At 43.0% G+C, this 858-nt stretch carries 1 protein-coding gene; it reads right to left on the bottom strand.

The features are described 5' to 3' along the window. A partial coding sequence (locus tag L652_RS0102585) for an alpha-1,6-glucosidase domain-containing protein (protein ID WP_029770120.1) occupies positions 1-858 on the bottom strand: 858 nt, incomplete at both ends.

Here is an 858-nt window from a genome sequence, read left to right as displayed (position 1 = left end):
ATCGTGTAATTCAAAATCCGCTGCGGTGGCAATAGTATGGCTAAGGGTTTGCTCGGTTGCGTTAATCACGACAACAAGCGCGTCAAATGCAGGGTCTAAGTCTGTTAGCCCTTCGCCATCATCAATGCTCATTACTATTAAGCCATGTTGCTGCGCTTTACCTACGTTATGAAAACCCACTCGCTCAATAACATCTTGCTCTGTGGTTAATCTAAATAGTGGGCTGCTACTACGTATTTGTAAAAATTCATTAAATACATCATGTGCAAAGGTAATATCTTGTGGCTGTGCAGCCGCTTGGGTATTAGCAGAAATAGGCATAATTTCTTGCCATTTCACTTCGTTGTCTTGTGCGGGTGGCAAGCCAACATTCCAGTTATTGGTATCTTGGGTAAAATCAACAAAGTTAAACCAGTCGCCCGAGTCGTAGCTGTTACGATCCATCGATTTTGAACGTAGCAAGTCGGCGCCCATTTGCATAAATGGAATACCTTGGCTCATAAGCGGAAGTGCTAACGCCATATTATGAGCACGAACGCGCTGCTCAATACTCATGTTAGCGCTGTGTTTATATTGCAGCTGATCCCATAGTGTTTCGTTATCGTGTTTAGATACGTAATGAATGCTATCGGCAGGGTCTAGTGCATACGCCGTTGGCTGAGTATTCCAAGTAAAGCTATTACCCTTTGCTGAGTTACCTTTAAAGTCTTTTAAAATGTAGTTTTGTAAATTACCCGCAAGCGACAAACGTAAAGTATCTTGCTCTGCTAAATTGCCATCTGTTGAGCTATTACTAAATAATGCACCACCGCGAACGGCTTCACGAATACGGTCGTTAAAGGTACCTACTTCGCTACC

Origin of the sequence: Pseudoalteromonas sp. TB25 (assembly GCF_000497995.1) — a bacterium.
In the GTDB taxonomy this organism is placed as follows: Bacteria; Pseudomonadota; Gammaproteobacteria; order Enterobacterales; family Alteromonadaceae; genus Pseudoalteromonas; species Pseudoalteromonas distincta.
The sequence above is the reverse complement of the archived record's forward strand: the minus strand, read 5'-3'. Positions and strand labels throughout refer to the sequence as shown.